A 15,825-nucleotide genomic window follows, 5' to 3' on the forward strand; every position below is an offset into this window, starting at 1 on the left:
TCAAATTGATTATCGAGGAACCAATCAGGTTCAGTCAATGCCATTCTGACATGAAGCTCGCGCCGGCGATGTCGGGGGCCGCCCGCTTGTAGCTCGGCGGCTTTTCCCTATAGTCCGCCTCGACAATTCCCACGGCGGACGAGGCTATGACGACCACACCCCTGCGCATCGGCACACGCGGCAGCCCTCTCGCTCTGGCGCAGACGCGGCAGCTGCGGTCCTTGCTGGCCGCGGCGCTCGGCCTCGCCGAGGACGCGCTGCCGATCGAGGTCATCCGCACGACGGGCGATATCATCCAGGATCGGCCGCTCTCGGAATCGGGCGGCAAGGGGCTCTTCACCAAGGAGCTCGACATCGCCCTCATCGAGGGGCGCATCGATCTCGCCGTGCATTCCTCCAAGGATTTGCCGACGCATCTGCCGCCGGAGATCGCCATCGCCGGCTATCTCCCGCGCGAGGATGTGCGCGACGCCTGGATCGGCCGCAATGGCGCGACGCTCGACGCGCTGCCGAAGGGCGCGGTGGTGGGCACGGCCTCGTTGCGGCGCGGCGCGCAGGTCAAGCGGCTGCGTCCGGATATCTCGATCGTCCTGCTGCGCGGCAATGTCGAGACCCGGCTGCGCAAGGTGGAGAGCGGCGAGGTGGACGGCACGCTGCTGGCGCTCGCCGGGCTGAAGCGGCTCGGCCTCGAGCGCCATGCGACCGCCATTCTGCCGATCGAGGATTTTCTTCCTGCCGCCGGGCAGGGCGCCATAGCCGTGACCAAGCGCGCCGGCGACGTGCGCGTCCGCGAGGCGCTCGCTGCGATCCTCGATCCGGCGACCGCCGCGGCGCTGGCCGCCGAGCGGGCCTTTCTCACCGTGCTGGACGGCTCCTGCCGCACGCCCATCGCCGCTCATGCGCGGCTCGACGGCGAGGAGATCGCGTTCCACGGCATGGCGCTACGCGCCGATGGCTCGCAGGTCTATGAGGCGCGACGGCGCGGGCTCGCCATGGACGCCGCGCTGATCGGCGACGATGCGGCCAATGAAATATTGCTGCGCCTTCCGAACGGGGTCGCGGGCCTCGCATGAGGCGCGTTCTCGTCACGCGGGCGAGAGAGGACGCCGAGCGCACGGCGGAAGAATTGCGGCGGAGGGGCTTTGCGCCATTGATCGCGCCGGTTCTGGAGATCGCCGCGACCGGCGCTGCGATTCCGGCGGAAAATTTCGACGCCGTTCTCGCGACCAGCGCCCGCGCGATCCGATATGCGGGCGAGGAGCTGGCGGCTTTGTACGCGCCCTTCTTCGTCGTGGGGGCCAAGACGGCGCAGGCGCTCGCGGCGCGCGGCGCGCAGGCGCAGGCGAGCGCACCCGATGTGGCGGCGCTGACCGCGCTGTTGCAGGCCCGCTTCGCCGCGCCGGTGCGATTCCTCTACCTCGCCGGCCATGACCGCAAGGACGATCTCGAATCCTTCCTGCGCGCGCGGGGCGATGCGGCGACGATCGTCGAGACCTATGAGGCGCGCGCGGCGCCGGCGCTCGGCTCCGCGGCCACAGTCGCGCTCTCCGCCGACGAGATCGACGCCGTGCTGCATTATTCGGCGCGCAGCGCGTCGATCTTCCTCGCGCTGGCCGACGCCGCCGGAGCGCCCGCGACGCTGCGCGCGCGCGTCGCGCATCTCGCTCTGTCGGAAGAGGTCGCGCGCGTGTTGCGCGATGCGGGCTGCGCCGAGATTCGCGTCGCCGCCGCGCCGGATCAGGCGAGCCTTCTGGCTGCGCTCGAGGCGGTTTTGCGATAAGGGCCGCGCTCACGCCAGCGGGACGAAAATTGCATAGCGTCGCCGGCGCCTTTAAGCTGCATCCTTACGCCTGTCCCACTGGCGCCATCGCGTCGCGTCGATCGGCCCTGCTCCTCCGAGGATGAAATGACGACGACGTCGATTCTCCGACGACGATTTTTTTCTTTTCTCGTTCCGGCTCTGGCCATTTGCGCGGCCGCGCTTTCGCCGGCGCTGGCGGAGCGCCTGCCGCTTTCGGACAATCTCGTCGATCTGCGCAGCGCGCAGGGCCGCGAGTGGTTCCTCGAGGCCGAGGCGCGCGAGGCCTATTGGCCGCTCTCCTCGGAATTCGTCACCCAGAAGAATGGCTCCTTCTGCGGCGTCGCCACTCTGGTGATGCTGCTCAACGGCCTCGACATTCCCGCGCCCGCCGGTGCGGGCGAAGGCGTCAGGAGCGAAGGCGTCAGGAGCGAAGGGATGGGGAGCTTCTCGCAGGACAATGTCTTCAGCGAGAAGACCGAGGCGGTGGTGAAGCAGGAGACCATATTGCGGCGAGGCATGACGCTCGACGAGTTCGGCGGCCTCGTCGCGAGCTTCGGCCTCGAGGCGAAGGTCACGCATGCGGCGCAGAGCTCGCTGGATGAATTCCGCGCCAGCGCGGTGGAGCATCTCGCGCGCAAGCGACGCCATGTCGTCGTCAATTATCAGCGCGCCGCGCTCGGGCAGACGCGCAGCGGACATATCTCGCCGCTCGCCGCCTATGACGCCAAGACGGATCGCTTCCTGCTTCTCGACGTGGCGCGCTACAAATATCCGCCGGTCTGGATCTCCGCCGCGGATCTGTTCAATGCGATGAATACGATCGACGCCGGCAATGAAAGCCGCAGCCGCGGCTTTGTTCTCATCGGTCCGCCGACCGGAATAGGCAGTGGCCAATAGGCGGGCGGCCACTGCGCATTGCCTCTCACACGAGCACTCGATGCGATTGCTTCTCTGCTTTTTTCTCTCCCTTCTCGCTCTCGCCGCCGCGGCCGAGCCGGTCGCGACGGGGCGGCGTGGCATGGTGGTGAGCGAGCATCGTCTCGCGAGCGACATCGGACTCGACATATTGAAAGCCGGCGGCAACGCCGTCGACGCCGCGGTCGCTGTCGGCTATGCGCTCGCCGTCGCGCATCCTTGCTGCGGCAATCTCGGTGGCGGCGGATTTCTGCTGCTGCATCTGCCGGGGCAGGGCGAGCGCTTCCTCGATTTTCGCGAGACCGCGCCGGGCGCCGCCACGCCCGATATGTTTCTCGACACAAAGGGCGCGGTCGACAAGGAGGCGAGTCGCATCGGCTATCGCGCCGTGGCGGTTCCAGGAACGGTGATGGGCCTCGAGACGGCGCTCGCGAAATACGGCCGCCTGCCGCGTGAGAAAATCCTCGCGCCGGCCATTGCGCTCGCCGAGCGCGGCTTTGTTCTCGAGGAGGCGGACATTCGCCTGCTGCGCGCCGCGACGCGATTGAAGGACAGTCCCGCCGCGGCGAAAATCTTCTCGCGCCCGGATGGCTCGCCGCTGCAGCCGGGCGATCGTCTCATTCAGAGCGATCTCGCGCGTCTCTTGCGCGACATTGCGGCGCAGGGGCCGCGCGCCTTTTATGAAGGGCGCATTCCGCAGGCGATCGAGCGCGCCGCGCAGGCCGAGAAGGGCGTGATCGCGGCGCAGGATTTCACGCTCTATGAGGTGATGGAGCGCGCGCCGGTCCATTGCGTCTATCGCGGCTATGATTTCTACTCCTCCGCGCCGCCGAGCTCGGGCGGCGTGGCGCTGTGCGAAATATTGAATATTCTCGGCGGCTATGATCTCGCCGGCCTCGGCTTTCATACGCCCGAGTCCTCGCATCTTCTCGTCGAGGCGGAGCGTCGCGCCTTCTTCGATCGCAATAATTCTCTCGGCGATCCGGATTTCGTGAGCAATCCGGTCGCGCGTCTCACATCGTCGGCCTATGCGGCCGCGCTGCGAAAAAGCATCGTCGCCGATCACGCGACGCGCTCGGCCGATCTTTCGCCCGGCTCCGCGCCGCGCGAGCGGCTGGAGACGACGCATTATTCCATCGTCGACGGCGAGGGCGGCGCAGTCTCCGTCACTTATACGCTCAACGGCTATTTCGGCGCGCAGATCATCGCGCCGGAAACCGGCGTGCTGCTCAATGACGAGATGGATGATTTTTCCGCAGCGCCCGGCGCGGCCAATGGCTTCGGCCTAGTGCAGGGAAGCGCCAACGCCATAGCGCCCGGCAAAAGGCCGCTCTCCTCCATGTCGCCGACCATTGTGATGAAGGATGCAAAGCCCGTCCTCGTGCTCGGCAGTCCCAATGGGCCGCGCATTATTTCGGTGGTGCTGCAGACGGCGCTCAATGTCATCGATCATCATATGACTGTGGCGCAGGCGGTGGCGGCGCCACGCATTCATCACCAATGGCTGCCGGATGTCGTGCTGGCCGAGCCCGGCGCGTTCTCCGCCGACACGCGGCGGCGGCTCGAGGCGATGGGGCATGAGATCGAGGATCATGCGCCGTTCGGCGCCTCGGAGGCGATCGAGATCAGCGATGGCGTGATGACGGGCGTCAATGATCCGCGCTCGGCGGCGGGGGCGGCGCGCGGCTATTGAGCCGGAGCGAGAGACGGAGGGCGCGCGGATGCAAATCGACTGGACGAATTTCACCCCATGGAGCGCGGCGGCGGGCGGCGTGGCGATCGGCCTCGCGGCGGGCCTGATGATCTTGCTGCTCGGGCGCATAGCGGGCGTCAGCGGCATTGTCGCCGGCCTGCTGCCGCCCGCGAAAGGCGACGTCTCCTGGCGCGTCGCTTTCGTTCTCGGCCTCTTCGCCTCGGCGGCGCTTCTGCGGCTCGCCGGCGCGGCGCGGACGCCGGTCCTCGACATAGGCTATGGCGCGACGATCCTCGCCGGACTGCTCGTCGGCTATGGCGCGCGGCTCGGCGGCGGCTGCACCAGCGGGCATGGCGTCTGTGGCCTGTCGCGTCTGTCGCCGCGCGCGCTCGTCGCGACCGCCGCCTTCATGACGAGCGGCGCGCTCACCGTTTTCGTTCTGCGTCACATCTTGGGGCGGCCATGACCAAATCGACGATCGCCGCTTTCGCCATCGGCCTTTTGTTCGGCCTCGGCCTCTGCGTTTCCGGCATGATACTGCCGAGCAAGGTGAAAGGCTTTCTCGACGTGGCCGGTCCCTGGGACCCGTCGCTCGCCTTCGTGATGGGCGGCGCCGTCGGCGTCGGGCTGATCGCCTTTCGTTTCGCGCGCGGCCGCTCGCGCGCGCTGCTCGGCGAGGAGATGCGCCTGCCCAAGGAGCGTCGCATCGACGCGCCGCTCGTCATCGGCGCGACGATCTTTGGAGTTGGCTGGGGACTCGGCGGCGTCTGCCCCGGCCCGGCCATCGTCGACCTCGCTTTTCTCGATCCGCAGATCGTCGTCTTCGTGCTCGCGATGATCGCTGGAATGGCGCTCGAGAAAGGCGCGCGCGGGTTTCTTGCCTCACTCCGCGATCTGTGCGGCGCGCGCTGACGCTCAGTCGCCGCGCGCCAATATTGCCTTAATGCGCGCGTCGAGACGTTGCGCGAAGGCTTCGGTCGAAAAGCGCGTCTCGGCGAGCCTGCGCGCCGCCGCGACCTTGGCCTCGCGCGTTTCGCGATCGTGGAACACCGCCTTCATCGCTTCGACGCTTCCCGCGAGATCGGGCTCCGCCCAGAGCTGGTCGCTGCGCGTGCGCGGATATTCGCCCGGGCCAACGGGAATGAGACGATAGGGGACGAGGAAGGACGTGCGCTCGTCGCAAAATTCCATATTGCCGGAATAGGCGGTGGCGATCACCGGCGTCTCCAATGTCATCGCCTCCAGCATATGATAGCCGAAGCCCTCGGCGCGATGCAGCGAGACATAGCAATCTGCGCCTTCGATCAGCGCCACCTGCTCTTCATCGTCGAGAATGCGATCGACGAGCACGATCCGCTCGCATTCGGAGACGACATTGCGAATCGAGCGCCACACATCCATCTCGCGCGTCGCCCGCACGCGGTCGACGCTATGAGTCTTGATGACGAGCTTGACCTTCGCATCATGGGGAAAGGCCGCGAGAAAGGCGCGCATCGTCCCGAGCGGATTTTTCCGATAGACGCCGGAGAGCGCGTCGCAGGACGCGAGAAAGACGAAATCATCGGCGCGCGCGATATCTTCATAGACGAGAGCGCGCGCCGCCTCGCGTCCTCGCTTGCGCACGGGACGCGCCGAAGTGCCGACCGTATGGGTCGGCCTGTGGCCGGCGAGCGCCTGCGTCGTGAAGGACGACGCCGACCAGAGCTCGTCGACGAGCGTCAGTCCGAGCATTTGCGCCGGATGCGGCGTCGGCATTTCGAGATAGGGAAAGCCGATGAGCCGGCTGTTCGACCAGACATCCGGCAGATAGGCGATCGCGCTCGGCAGCTCTTCGAGATTGAGATGAAGAATATTGATCTTGGCGCGGCCGAGCGTCGTCGGCAGCGGCGTCGCATCGGCGCGAATCCGATTGGGATAATCCAGAGCGAAGTCGCAGAGCCGCACGGAATGATCGAGACGCTCGAGCGCCGCGGCGAGAGCGCGGCAGCTGTCCGCTATGCCGAGCTGCCGGCTGAACGGGCCGATCAGCTGAATATCGACCGTCTCGTCATCGACCGTCTCTTCATCGGGCGCGGATGGCGCGGCCGAATGCGCGCGATGTCCGGAGGGCATGCGCGAGCGAAAGCGCTTCGCGCCATAATCATAGCCGAGCGACTCGATCGACGCGCGCCAGCTCGCTGCGTCGACGCCGCCGGCGCCGAACAGGCGGCGCGACTCTTCGTCGAAGGGCGTGACGCCATCCTGCGGCGACACGAAGGCCTCGAGCCAGTCCGGCGGAATGTAGCGCAGATAATGCGGCGCCCGGGCGCCGAAGAGCAGCACGGCGAAATAGGCCGCGCGCCGATCGTCTTCCCGCGCGAAATTCGCGCCGCGGAGAATGGGATGCGCGTCGAGAAAGCGCTTCATGAAGGACGAGAGCGGGAAACGAATGTCCGTCTCGTCGCAGGCGCACAGCAGCTCCGCATGAATGTCGGCGACGAGGCAGTCTTCGACGTCGAAGGCCGCGGCGCCATAAGCCGCCCAGCGAAAAATCGCATCGAGCCGCGCGGCCTCGGTCGCGCTCTTCGACGGAGGCTCGGCGAAGAGACGCATCGCTCGGCTCGGCGCGAAGCGATCGTCCGGAGTCGGCCCGTCATCGAGAAATTCAATGTCGCGCGCGGAGAGCGGAATGCGCAAGGGGCGCCGCGCGCGCCCGTAGAATTCGACGTAATGCGCGAGGAAGGCTTCGCGATCCGCGGTCGAGATGGTCGCGTCGAATGTGTCTGCGAGATCCCATTTGTAGCGATTATGGTCGAGATAGGCGCATAGCGCCTCGCCGAGAATGGGCGGCGGGGAGGGGACGGGCGTCGGCGCGAACAGCAGCTCCTTCAAGCCGAACGCCTGTGGCGCATGAGGCGCGGCGCGTTCGATCGCCGCGCTGTCGCGCGAGGCGAAAGCCTTGCCGAAAGTCGCGCGAAGATAGTCGTCCCGACCGAGGCGGCGTGCAAGGAGCGCGTGTCGTTGCGTCGATGTCAGCTCGAACAGCGTCTCCGCAACGGCGTAGACGCGAATCCTCGCGCCGTCGCCGCGCGAGAAGGCCGAGGGAATCTTGACGTCGAAGCCGTGGCGGCCGTCGCCTATGCCATGCGCGGCGAGATCGTCTCTGCGCAGATCCGCCGACCGCTGGCAGACGAAAACATCGTCGACGAATAGATCGACGAGCACGCGTCGGCCCGGATGCGCGGGATAATAGGCCCAGCCATGGACGACGCCGTCATGAAAACCATCCAGCCGCCCGACAATGTCGAGATCGCCGGTCGGAAGGCCGAGCATGAGGCGAAGCAGCTCGAGCGCTCGGCGCTTGGCGACGCCCATGCTCGTCACTCGACGCCGATGTGCAAGACGAAATCGAGCGTCTCGCCGGGGCGGGCATGCGCGATTCCGGGTTTCTCGTCGAGCTCGCCGGCGAAATCGATCGGCGAATCATAGCCGCGCCAAGGCTCGATGCATAAGAAGTCCGCGCCCGGCTTGGACCAGAGGCCGAGATGTTGGAATCCCTCCCATGCGATTTCCACGGATCGCCCGCTCCCGCAGGAATAGACGAGACTCCGGCTCGTCAATGCATCGAAGATGATCGCGTCATCGGCAAAGAGCTCTTCTCGCAGAGGTAGCGTTCGCCCTTCGACGGGCGAGTCTTTCATTCGACCGAGAAGTCGGCCGACGAGTCTGCGGACCGGCGCCGGCTCATGGCGCTCGAAGTGAAGCCGACTCTGCTCCTTGGCGGCCTCGCCGAGCGGCCAGCGAAAGGCCGGATGCGCGCCGATCGAGAAATACATGTCGTCGGCGCCGAGATTGGTCACGCTATGGCGAATGTCGAGGCATGCGCCCGCCAGAGTGAATTCGACCGCGAGCAGAAAGTCGAAGGGAAAGATCGCGCGCGTCGCGGCGTCCGAGCGAAGCGTGAAGCGCGCCGAATGCGGCGACGCGTCGACGATCTCGAACAGGCTATCGCGCGCGAAGCCGTGCTTCGTCATCGCATAGCTCTCGCCGCGGTAGGCGTAGCGATCGTTCGCCAACCGACCGACGATCGGAAACAGCAGCGGACTATGCTTGGGCCAGATCGGCTCGCCGCTCCAGAGATAGTCGACGCCGTCGCGATCACGCAGCGATTGCAGCTCCGCGCCTTTGGGCGAAATGAAAGCGGTGAGGCTGTCGGACGACAGCGTCACGCCTTCTCGCCGATCCTCTCGCTCATCCGTCTTCGATCCGGCCATAGCGTCATTTCTTGCGCGCATCGCCTGCGGACGCTCGCGCGCCCTCAGGCTTTCGCCTCATGTTTCAGCCGCGCGAGATCGGCGTCGAGCATCTCGTGGATGAGCTGCTCGAGCGAGGTCTCGGGAGCCCAGCCCAGCGCCTTGCGCGCCTTTGACGAATCGCCGAGCAGAATATCGACCTCGGCCGGGCGGTAGAAATTCGGATCGATCACCACATGCGCCTCCATGTCGAGGCCGGCATGCGCGAAGGCGATGCGGCACATGTCGCGCACAGTGGTGGTGACGCCGGTCGCCACCACATAATCATCCGGCGTCTCCTGCTGCAGCATCAGCCACATGGCGCGCACATAATCGCGCGCATGACCCCAGTCGCGCTTGGCGTCTATATTGCCGAGGCGCAGCTCCTCGGCGAGGCCGAGCTTTATGCGCGCGACGCCGTCCGTCACCTTGCGGGTGACGAATTCTATGCCGCGCAGCGGGCTCTCGTGATTGAAGAGAATGCCCGAGGAGGCGTGCAGGCCGAAGCTCTCGCGATAATTGACGGTGATCCAATGGCCATAGAGCTTGGCGACGGCATAAGGCGAGCGCGGATAGAAGGGCGTCGTCTCGCTCTGCATCGGCTCCTGGATGAGGCCGTACATTTCCGAGGAGGAGGCCTGGTAGAAGTGCGCGCCGGGCGCGCCGAGCCGCATCGCCTCGAGCACATTGGCGACGGCGACGCCGGTGATATTGGCGGTGAGGATCGGCTGGCGCCAGGAGGAGGCGACGAAGGATTGAGCGGCGAGATTGTAGATCTCGTCCGGCTTCACCTCCTGCACGATGCGCAAGAGGCTGGAGAGATCGCCGAGATCGCCGTCGAGCAGCCGCACATCCTGCGCGACGCCGAGCCAGCGGAGCCTATGGTCCTCGACGCCCCGATGCGAGGAGCGCCGGATCACGCCATAGACCTCATAACCCTTGCCGAGCAGAAGCTGTGCAAGATAGGCCCCGTCCTGCCCGGTGATGCCCGTCAACAGCGCGCGTTTCGTCATGCACCCCTCTTATTCGGAATCGGTTTCGTGACTTTTATGATCGGCCGAATGGCCGCCTACAGGCCATCCTCGGTCTTTTCATGTTTCATGGAAACATGAAAAGACCGAGGATGGCTTTCGTCTCGACGCGTTTCCATCGCCGAACCGGCGTCCACTTCGGCTGGAAACGCTCTAGGCGCGGCTATACAAATCGGCGAGCCGCACGATATCGTCCTCGCCGAGATAGGAGCCGGTCTGCACCTCGATGAGCTCGAGGTCGATCTTGCCGGGATTGGTCAGGCGATGAATGCAGCCGATCGGCAGATAGATCGATTCGTTCTCGTGAACGAGCAGCGTCTCCTCGTCGCGGCCGACCTCCGCCGTGCCTTTGACGACGATCCAATGCTCGGCGCGATGAAAATGCTTCTGCAGCGACAGCCGCGCGCCCGGCTTCACCACTATGCGCTTCACCTGATGCCGATCGCCGGAATCGACCGACTGATAATAGCCCCAGGGACGGAAGATGCGCTTGTGCTCGCCCGCCTCGCGGCGATTCTCGCGCCGTAGCTGATCGACGAGCTGCTTGACATTGTCGCCATGCTCATGGCCGAGCACCAGCACCGCGTCCGGCGTCGTCACCACAATGACGTCGTCGACGCCGACCACCGTCGTCAGAGTGTCGTCCGAGCGCACATGCACATTGCGCGAGTCGCGGATGACGCCATTGCCGCGCACCGAATTGCCCTGCGTGTCGCGCTCGGTCAGCTCCCACACGGCGCGCCAATTGCCGACGTCGGACCAGCCGATATCCGCCTCGATCACCGCGGCCCGGCGCGTCTTCTCCATCACGGCGTAATCGATGGAGGTCTTCGGCGCGCGCGCGAAAGATTCGGCGTCGAGCACCAGAAAATCCAGATCGCGGCGGCCGGCGTCGATCGCTTTTTCGGCGGCCTCGAAGATCGCCGGCTCGAATTGCGCGATCTCCTCCTGCATCACATCGGCGCGGAAGATGAAATTGCCGCTGTTCCACAGATAGCCGGCGTCGATGTAGCGCTGCGCCGTGTCGCGATCGGGCTTCTCGACGAAGGCCTCGAGCTTGGAGACGTCGCCGACGAGACCTTCGCCGACAAGACCTGCGCCCTGAAGCCGCTCGCCGGGGCGCAGATAGCCATAGCCGGTGGCGGGACTGTCGGGCTTGACGCCGAGCGTGACGATATGGCCGTCGGCCGCGGCGACCGCCGCTTTCTTGCAGAGCTCGACGAGGCCTTTGCGGTCGCGCACGACATGGTCGGCGGCCAGCACGACGACGATCGTCTGCGGCGAGCGCCTGGCGGCGAGTCCCGCGGCGACGGCGACGGCGGCGGCGGAATCGCGCCGCGTCGGCTCGAGGACGATATCGGCGCAGGCCCCGATCTCACGCAGCTGATCGGTGACGAGGAAGCGATAATCGGCGTTGGAGATGACGATGGGCTTGTCGAAAGCGTCGTCCGACAATGTCTCTATGGTCGTCTGAAAGGTCGATTTCTCGCCGATGAGCGGAATGAATTGCTTCGGGAGGCTTTCCCGCGATTCGGGCCATACGCGCGTGCCCGCCCCGCCGCACATTATGACAGGAAGAATCTTCGTCATGTCTCGCCTTTCGGTCGAGGGATGAGTCGGCGGGGGCAGATCACGAGTGGGAAGCGTTTTCTCGAGAATGTGCTCGATCGGATAGAGCGCGCAGATCCCGTTTATGCGGCCTTCCGCCAGCGATTGGACGAGCTATAGGATGAACCCTCCGACTTTGGCAAGTGCACGCGCGATCATAGTGTGCGCAGCCTCACATGCGGCGGCCGTCCTGTGCGACGAAGGCGCGCCACCCACCGAGATTTGTGATGTCCCGCGCGCCGCCGAGGGCCGCCGGCTCGACGAGAAAGCCCTTGGGCGACGAGCCGTCGGCGAGGCGGAGCGTGCCGATGCAGAGCGGCGGTGGAACGGCGGCGACAAAGGCGCCGAAACCCGCGCGATCGAGGGACCAGACTTCGACCTCCACCTCGCCGCGGCCGGTCTCGTCGCGCAGCAGGCCGGGCTTCGCCGGCGTTTGCCCGGCGAGCGCATAGAGACGATAGCCGCTCGCCGTGCGTGCCTTGCGCAGGAAGCGCCCGCCCTGCGAGCGCAGCTCGCCATTGAGCGGCATGCCCGAGAGATGCGCGCCGACGACGGCGAGCTCGATGCGATCCTCCGTCGTCGGCGACGTCACGCGTTGCGGGCGCAGCGGCCAGGAGGTCGCGCCGAGCGTCACATTGCTCGCGGCGTGCAGATCGCGCGCCAGAGCGGCGGCGAGCGCGTCGGCCTTCGCCGGGCCGAGGAGCGTGACGCTCATCGGCGCGCCATTCGGCAGAGCCCCGGCGGGAACCGCCAAGCCGCAGAGATCGAGAAGATTGACGAAATTCGTATAGGTTCCGAGCCGGGCATTGGCCGCGATCGGCTCCGCCGCGACATCGGCCAGCGTGCAGAGACCGGGCGCCGTCGGCGCGCAGAGGAGATCGACCGACGCCAGCAGCGGCTCGATGTCGCGGGCGAGGCGCTTCAGCGCATAGAGGCTCTCGAATGCGTCGGCGGCGGAAAATTCGCGCGCGCCCATTATGATCTCGCGCGTCACCGGATGCAGCGTCGATTCGTTGCGCTCCAGAAAGCCGCGAATGGCGGCGTAGCGCTCGGCGACGAAGGCGCTCTGATAGAGGAGCGCCGCGACGGCGTGGAAATCGCCGAAGGGCAATTCGACGATCCGGCATCCGAGGCGCTCGAGCCGCGCCAGCGTCGCCTCATAGGCCGCTTCCATCCGATCGTCGCCGAAGAAGCGTCGCTCGGCTTTCGCAGGAACGCCGAGGCGCAAGATCGGCGGCCGCTCGCCGAGCGGGAGAATGGGAACGGACTTCGACCAGGGGTCGCTCGCATCGGGCGCGGCGGCGATTTGAAAGACGCGATAGGCGTCGTCGACGGTGAGCGCGAAGATGGAGACGCAATCGAGCGAGCGGCAGGCGGGGACGACGCCATGAGTCGAGAGCGCGCCGACGGTCGGCTTCAGCCCGACGATATTGTTGAGCCCGGCGGGAATGCGGCCGGAGCCCGCCGTATCGGTGCCGAGCGCGAAAGACACGACGCCATGCGCGACGGCGACCGCGGAGCCCGAGGAGGAGCCGCCCGGAACGAGTCGCGGATCGACGGCGTTGCGCGGAACGGGGTAGGGCGTCCGCACGCCGACGAGGCCCGTCGCGAATTGATCCATATTGGTCTTGCCGAGGCAGAGCGCGCCGGCGCGCCGCAGCAGCGCGACCACGGTCGCATCCTCCCAAGCGATGCGGGAGAAAGCCGGACAGGCCGCCGTCGTCGGCATTCCGGCGACGTCTATATTGTCCTTCACCGCGAAAGGGACGCCCCACAGCGGCCGCGTGACCGGATCGAACGCGCCGAGCGCTTCCGCCTCGCGCAGAAGCTGCTCGATCGGCGCGAGATGGATGAAAATCCCCGGATCGGCGACGGCTTCGAGGCGCGCATAGGCGGCCTCGATCGCCACACGCGGCGAAAGGCCCGCGGCATAGGCCTCGTGCAGGCTCTCCATATCGAAGCGCATCGTCATTCGCGCGCTCCCGACATGACGACGGGCTTCGCCCAGACGATCAACACCACGCATCCTTCTTTCGACCAGACGGAATGTTCGCTGCGTTGCCGGTTGAGCACGACGGCGCCGGCGCGATAGTCGCCGTCCTCGTCGCTCTGCGCGCCGTCGAGAACGACGACCGTCTCGAGGCCCGCGTGACTGTGGCGCGGAACCGAGGCGCCCGGCGCATATTTGAGCAGCGCGACGGATGGAGCGTCGTCGGCGCCGCGCTCGAGCCAATGGATTTCGACGCCCTCGCGAAAGGACGAGAAGGCGAGGGCGCGCCAGCCGCCCGCCAAGAGATCGGCATAGCCTCGCTCAGCCATCGAGCAGTCCTTCGAGAATGCGGGAGGTCGTCGCGGTCCATCCGACGATCGCGCCTTGCGCGCGGATCATCGCCAATGTCGCGGCTTTGAACTCGGGGAAATAGCTTTCGGTCGCGTCTTCGGCGAGCAGGCAGTCATAGCCGCGATCATTGGCTTCGCGCATCGTCGTCTGCACGCAGACCTCCGTGGTGACGCCTGCGAGGACGAGCGCGCGCACGCCGAGGCCTTGCAGCGTCTCTTGCAGCGGCGTGGCGTAGAAGGCGCCTTTGCCCGGCTTCTCGATGACGATCTCGCCGGGCGCGGGCGAAAGCTCCGGAATGATCGCGGCGCCCGGCTCGCCGGCGATCAATATGCGGCCCATGGGGCCGAGATCGCCGATGCGCGCGCGGGGCGCGCCGCGATCGCGTTTTGCCGGCGGGCAGTCGGAGAGATCGGGGCGATGACATTCCATCGTATGGATGATCGGCAGACGATGGGCGCGAAAGCCTTCGATCAGCCGGCGCGTCGTCGGCACGATCGCCTGCAGGCGCGCGACGTCATTGCCGAGGCTCTCGCCGAAGCCGCCGCGCTCGATGAAGTCGCGCTGCATGTCGATGACGATCAGCGCGAGCGCGCTTCGCTCGAAGACGAAGGGAAACGGTTCCGCCGCGATCTCGCCCATCAGCGACGCCCCGCCATGTGTCGGCCGATCTCATGCGCGTCGGCGGCGGCGATCGGCGTCTCATAGACGATCGCGCCTTCCGACATCACCATTATGCGGTCCGACAATTCCAGCAATTCATCGAGATCTTCGGAGATCAGCAGCACGGCCGCGCCTTTGTTGCGCGCCTGCATGATGCGCGCGCGTATGTCGGCGACCGCCGCGAAATCGAGCCCGAAGCACGGATTGGCGACAATCAGCAGATCGACCTCGCCGGTGAGCTCGCGCGCGAGCACGGCGCGCTGCACATTGCCGCCGGAGAGAGCCGCGATCGGCGTGTCGAGCGAGGCGGTCTTCACTTTGAAGCGCTCCACCAGCTTTTCGGCATTGCGGCGAATGGCGCGGCTGTCGAGGCGCAGATGCGGCGCGCCAGAGCGATCGACATCGAAGCTGCGGAAGGCGAGATTTTCGGCGACGCTCATCTGCGGTGCGCAGGCGTTGCGCAACGGCTCCTCGGGAATGAAGCGCACGGCGAGGTTGCGCATCTCTTGGCGCGTCGCATCATAGTGCGCGCCCTTCACGCGGATTTTTCCGGCCGCGATGCGGCGCTCGCCGGCGAGCGTCTCCAGCAGCTCCTTCTGCCCATTGCCGGATATTCCCGCGACGCCGACGATCTCGCCGGCGCGAATAGCGAGATCGGCGATGTCGATCGACTTCAGCCCCGTGCGGTCCGGCGCGCGCAACCCGCGAATTTCGAGAATTTCCGCGGCCTCCGCGGCGACGCCCGCGCGCGCGTCGAGCGCGGCGATCTTCTGCTCGCCGATCATTATGGCCGCGAGCGAGCGGCGGTCATGGGCGCCGACGGGGCCGCCGCCGGCGCGCTGTCCCTTGCGCAGCACGGTGGCGTCGTCGGCGAAGGCGAAGACCTCGCCGAATTTATGCGAGATCATCAGCACGGTGAGCGCGCCGCTGCGCGCGAGCGCGCGCACATGGCCCAGAACTTCCTCCGCCTCGCCGGGCGTCAGCACGGAGGTCGGCTCGTCGAGCACGAGAAAGCGTCGGCCGAGATAGAGCTGCTTCAAAATCTCCAGCTTCTGCCGCTCGCCTGCCGCGAGCGTTCCGACCGGCGCGTCGAGCGGAACGCGGAAGGGCATGCCCTCCATGAACTCTGCGAGCGCGGCGCGCTCCTTGCGCCAATCGATCATCAGCCGCGCGTCGTCGCGGGCGATGACGAGATTTTCCGCGCCGGTCAGCGAGGGCGCCAGAGTGAAATGCTGATAGACCATGCCGAGACCGAGCGCCGCTGCGTCGCGCGGGCTCTCGATCGCGGCCTCGCGTCCGGCGACCAGCATCTGCCCCTCGGTCGGGCGATAAAAGCCCAGCATGCATTTGACCAACGTCGATTTGCCGGCGCCGTTCTCGCCGAGCAGCGCATGGAACGAGCCCGCCGCAATGCGGATCGACACATCGTCCAGCGCCGTGAAGGCGCCGAAGCGCATGGTCATGCCGAGCGCCTCGACCTCTATCGCGCTTTTCGCTCTCATGCG

The 15,825-nt window shown here is 66.5% G+C and carries 14 protein-coding genes; 6 read left to right on the forward strand and 8 right to left on the reverse strand.

What is annotated here, in order from left to right; all coding sequences use genetic code 11:
- Nucleotides 1–146: 146 nt before the first annotated feature.
- From hemC to AC6IY7_RS13730, 6 genes are all read left to right on the forward strand, one after another.
- Nucleotides 147–1,073 carry a hydroxymethylbilane synthase gene (gene hemC, locus AC6IY7_RS13705; protein ID WP_497779855.1) on the forward strand — a complete coding sequence of 309 codons (927 nt, stop codon included), beginning with the start codon at nt 147–149 and terminating at the stop codon, nt 1,071–1,073.
- Nucleotides 1,070–1,780 (forward strand): uroporphyrinogen-III synthase, encoded by a 711-nt coding sequence (locus tag AC6IY7_RS13710; protein ID WP_497779858.1) that lies wholly within the window; start codon nt 1,070–1,072, stop codon nt 1,778–1,780. The genes hemC and AC6IY7_RS13710 overlap by 4 nt, the downstream gene beginning before the upstream one ends.
- A 126-nt stretch (nt 1,781–1,906) precedes the next feature.
- On the forward strand, nt 1,907–2,698 hold the full coding sequence (locus AC6IY7_RS13715) for a phytochelatin synthase family protein (protein WP_497779859.1): 792 nt from the start codon (nt 1,907–1,909) through the stop codon (nt 2,696–2,698).
- A gap of 40 nt (nt 2,699–2,738) precedes the next feature.
- Nucleotides 2,739–4,409, forward strand: a complete 1,671-nt coding sequence (ggt, locus tag AC6IY7_RS13720) for a gamma-glutamyltransferase (RefSeq protein WP_497779861.1) — start codon at nt 2,739–2,741, stop codon at nt 4,407–4,409.
- Between the two features lie 28 nt (nt 4,410–4,437).
- Nucleotides 4,438–4,875, forward strand: coding sequence for a YeeE/YedE family protein (locus tag AC6IY7_RS13725; RefSeq protein ID WP_497779862.1), 438 nt, complete (start codon nt 4,438–4,440; stop codon nt 4,873–4,875).
- Nucleotides 4,872–5,321, forward strand: coding sequence for a DUF6691 family protein (locus AC6IY7_RS13730; RefSeq protein WP_497779863.1), 450 nt, complete (start codon nt 4,872–4,874; stop codon nt 5,319–5,321). Before AC6IY7_RS13725 ends, AC6IY7_RS13730 begins: the two co-directional genes overlap by 4 nt.
- 3 nt (nt 5,322–5,324) lie before the next feature.
- Here AC6IY7_RS13730 and AC6IY7_RS13735 read toward each other — a convergent pair whose 3' ends face one another.
- The 8 genes from AC6IY7_RS13735 to AC6IY7_RS13770 form a co-directional block, all read right to left on the reverse strand.
- Nucleotides 5,325–7,763: a glycosyltransferase gene (locus AC6IY7_RS13735; protein WP_497779864.1), complete on the reverse strand. Its 2,439-nt coding sequence runs from the start codon at nt 7,761–7,763 to the stop codon at nt 5,325–5,327.
- Between the two features lie 5 nt (nt 7,764–7,768).
- Nucleotides 7,769–8,617, reverse strand: a complete 849-nt coding sequence (locus tag AC6IY7_RS13740; protein ID WP_497779865.1) for an aldose 1-epimerase family protein — start codon at nt 8,615–8,617, stop codon at nt 7,769–7,771.
- An 89-nt stretch (nt 8,618–8,706) separates the two neighbouring features.
- Nucleotides 8,707–9,693, reverse strand: a complete 987-nt coding sequence (gmd, locus tag AC6IY7_RS13745) for a GDP-mannose 4,6-dehydratase (RefSeq protein ID WP_497779866.1) — start codon at nt 9,691–9,693, stop codon at nt 8,707–8,709.
- Between the two features lie 171 nt (nt 9,694–9,864).
- Nucleotides 9,865–11,301 carry a mannose-1-phosphate guanylyltransferase/mannose-6-phosphate isomerase gene (locus AC6IY7_RS13750; RefSeq protein WP_497779869.1) on the reverse strand — a complete coding sequence of 479 codons (1,437 nt, stop codon included), beginning with the start codon at nt 11,299–11,301 and terminating at the stop codon, nt 9,865–9,867.
- Nucleotides 11,302–11,491: 190 nt separating this feature from the next.
- Entirely contained in the window at nt 11,492–13,291 is a 1,800-nt protein-coding gene (gene atzF / locus AC6IY7_RS13755; protein ID WP_497779870.1) for an allophanate hydrolase, read from the reverse strand.
- Nucleotides 13,288–13,638, reverse strand: coding sequence for a cupin domain-containing protein (locus AC6IY7_RS13760; RefSeq protein WP_497779873.1), 351 nt, complete (start codon nt 13,636–13,638; stop codon nt 13,288–13,290). The genes atzF and AC6IY7_RS13760 overlap by 4 nt, the downstream gene beginning before the upstream one ends.
- Nucleotides 13,631–14,299, reverse strand: a complete 669-nt coding sequence (locus AC6IY7_RS13765) for a cysteine hydrolase family protein (RefSeq protein ID WP_497779874.1) — start codon at nt 14,297–14,299, stop codon at nt 13,631–13,633. The genes AC6IY7_RS13760 and AC6IY7_RS13765 overlap by 8 nt, the downstream gene beginning before the upstream one ends.
- On the reverse strand, nt 14,299–15,822 hold the full coding sequence (locus AC6IY7_RS13770; RefSeq protein ID WP_497779875.1) for an ABC transporter ATP-binding protein: 1,524 nt from the start codon (nt 15,820–15,822) through the stop codon (nt 14,299–14,301). Before AC6IY7_RS13770 ends, AC6IY7_RS13765 begins: the two co-directional genes overlap by 1 nt.
- Between the last annotated feature and the right edge of the window lie 3 nt (nt 15,823–15,825).

The sequence above is a fragment of the Methylosinus sp. is20ea genome (assembly GCF_059718135.1).

Coding starts and splice junctions, on each gene's coding strand:
- ggt (WP_497779861.1), top strand. CDS start 2,739: ATGCGATTGCTTCTCTGCTTTTTTCTCTCCCTTCTCGCTCTCGCCGCC.
- gmd (WP_497779866.1), bottom strand. CDS start 9,693: ATGACGAAACGCGCGCTGTTGACGGGCATCACCGGGCAGGACGGGGCC.
- AC6IY7_RS13710 (WP_497779858.1), top strand. CDS start 1,070: ATGAGGCGCGTTCTCGTCACGCGGGCGAGAGAGGACGCCGAGCGCACG.
- AC6IY7_RS13735 (WP_497779864.1), bottom strand. CDS start 7,763: ATGGGCGTCGCCAAGCGCCGAGCGCTCGAGCTGCTTCGCCTCATGCTC.
- atzF (WP_497779870.1), bottom strand. CDS start 13,291: ATGACGATGCGCTTCGATATGGAGAGCCTGCACGAGGCCTATGCCGCG.
- AC6IY7_RS13750 (WP_497779869.1), bottom strand. CDS start 11,301: ATGACGAAGATTCTTCCTGTCATAATGTGCGGCGGGGCGGGCACGCGC.
- AC6IY7_RS13770 (WP_497779875.1), bottom strand. CDS start 15,822: ATGAGAGCGAAAAGCGCGATAGAGGTCGAGGCGCTCGGCATGACCATG.
- hemC (WP_497779855.1), top strand. CDS start 147: ATGACGACCACACCCCTGCGCATCGGCACACGCGGCAGCCCTCTCGCT.
- AC6IY7_RS13730 (WP_497779863.1), top strand. CDS start 4,872: ATGACCAAATCGACGATCGCCGCTTTCGCCATCGGCCTTTTGTTCGGC.
- AC6IY7_RS13725 (WP_497779862.1), top strand. CDS start 4,438: ATGCAAATCGACTGGACGAATTTCACCCCATGGAGCGCGGCGGCGGGC.
- AC6IY7_RS13715 (WP_497779859.1), top strand. CDS start 1,907: ATGACGACGACGTCGATTCTCCGACGACGATTTTTTTCTTTTCTCGTT.
- AC6IY7_RS13760 (WP_497779873.1), bottom strand. CDS start 13,638: ATGGCTGAGCGAGGCTATGCCGATCTCTTGGCGGGCGGCTGGCGCGCC.
- AC6IY7_RS13765 (WP_497779874.1), bottom strand. CDS start 14,299: ATGGGCGAGATCGCGGCGGAACCGTTTCCCTTCGTCTTCGAGCGAAGC.